Origin of the sequence: Campylobacter sp. CH246, from assembly GCF_004378835.1 — a bacterium.
Classification (GTDB): Bacteria; Campylobacterota; Campylobacteria; order Campylobacterales; family Campylobacteraceae; genus Campylobacter_D; species Campylobacter_D jejuni.
Genome location: NZ_RYYA01000016.1, coordinates 1 through 2,007, shown reverse-complemented (window position 1 = coordinate 2,007; position 2,007 = coordinate 1). Strand labels below are relative to the sequence as shown.

Sequence of the window (2,007 nt, the reverse complement as noted above, 5' to 3'; positions counted from 1 at the left end):
TATACTTCCTTTAGAAGAAAAACTTAAAGAAAGAAAATTAGATAAATGGATGGAAAGGGTGAGAAGGTGAGAGAAGAGCTTTTTTTAAAAAATACTCAAGCTTTGTTTGAGGTCGATGAGTTTTTAGCTTGTACACTGAGATCACTTAAATACTTAACTTTTGCACTTATCCAAGATGAAAATGGAATAAATTTTAAAAAAGATGATATTTTTCTTTATGAAAATCCCAATAAAGAGCTTTTGGAAAACCTTACTCTGTTTAAAACCGAATATAACAAATATCCTGTTTTGTTTTTTTATGGCTTTGGAAATGGAATGTTTTATAAAACTTTATGTAAAAACAAACAACATAAACACATTATCATTTTTGAAGACAATCTTGAAATTTTAACTTTAGCTTTTCATTTATTTGATTTTAGCGAAGAATTAAAAAAAGAACAACTAATACTTTTTTATACTCCAAATATTAATACAGCACAACTCACCACACTTTTTACTTATGAAATCATTCAAAAAAGTGTAAAAATTTTTAATCTTTTTATCCATAATGATTTTTATCAACAATTTTATAGCACTCAAATACAAAATATAAATACTCAACTGATAGAAATGATACGATTTATCGTTTTAAACAAAGGTAATGATCCACATGATTCTTTAGTTGGGATCAAACATACCCTAGATAATCTCCCTAAAATGTTAAATCATGGAATTTTTCAAGAATTTCTCAAAGAAAGAAGAGCTAAGGTTGAAAATGCTATCATTGTTTCTACAGGACCAAGTCTTATAAAACAACTTCCTTTATTAAAAAAGTATGCTAATAAAGCTACGATTTTTTGTGCAGATAGTGCTTATGTTATCCTTGGAAAATACGGTATAAAGCCTGATTATGTTTGCATGCTAGAACGTGATGATATAGTTTCTAAATGTTTTGATAATGATTTTGGTGAATTTAATAAAAACATTCTTTTCATACTTGCTTCTGTGGTTCACAAAGAAGTATTAGATTTTTTAGAAAAAGATCAAAGAACTTATATGCTTGTACATCGCCCTTTAAATTTTGCAGCTAGTTTAAAACTTGATGAATATGGATATCTTGGAGTAGGACACAGTGTTTCAAATATGATCTATGAACTAGCAGGAGCTTTAAGATTTGAAAATATCATTTTTATAGGACAGGATTTAGCTTATGGCGAGGATGGAAGTTCACATCCTAAAGAGCATATACATGGAAGTCAAGGTGAAGAAATCAGAGGAGAAAAATATACACTAGCTTATGGGGGAAAAGGCAAAGTAAGAACTCAACTCACTTGGAATTTATTTCGTCAAGCTTTTGAAAAAGATATATTTTGGGCAAAAGAAAAACTCAATATCACCAGCTACAACTGCACCGAAGGTGGAGCAAGGATAGAAGGAACCATAGAAAAACCTTTTCTATGGGCTTGTGAGAATTTACTTGATAAAGATTTAAATAAACCTTTTGATTTTCCAAAATTTCTAGATAAAAAACTAGCCAAAGAAAAATTAGAAAAAACAAAAAAATATCTCCAAAAAAGCATTTTAGAATCCAAAGAATTTATAAAAAAAACTCAAACTCAGCTTCAAAAGCTTAGATACACTTTAGAAAAAAATGACAAGAATTTTCAAACTCTTGAAAAAATCAAAAATGATCTTTTAAATCTTTTTAAAGAATTTAAAAAACTCAAGCTTTTTAATGAACTTTGTCAAGCTATTTATTTTCATAATGAATGCGAAATTTTAAAATTTGAAGTTTTAAACACAAATAAGCAAAAAGAAAATTTAATAGACTTTTTAAAAATACAACACAATTGGTTTATCCAAGGTTTAGGATACCTTGATGCTCAAAACAAAACCATAGAAAAAAGTTTAGAAAATTGGAATTTTGACGATATAATCAAAAAATAATTAGGATTTCCAATGACCTTCACCCCTACCCAAAAAGAACTCTTTAACAAAAACATTGAGGCTTTAAACAATATTCTTTTA

1 protein-coding gene is annotated in these 2,007 nt (G+C 27.8%); it reads left to right on the top strand.

Annotated elements, in window-relative coordinates; translation table 11 throughout:
- Positions 1-66: 66 nt before the first annotated feature.
- The gene (locus ELQ06_RS08440) at positions 67-1,926 is read left to right on the top strand and encodes a motility associated factor glycosyltransferase family protein (protein WP_134237511.1); all 1,860 of its coding nucleotides are present in this window, start codon (positions 67-69) and stop codon (positions 1,924-1,926) included.
- Positions 1,927-2,007: the final 81 nt, after the last annotated feature.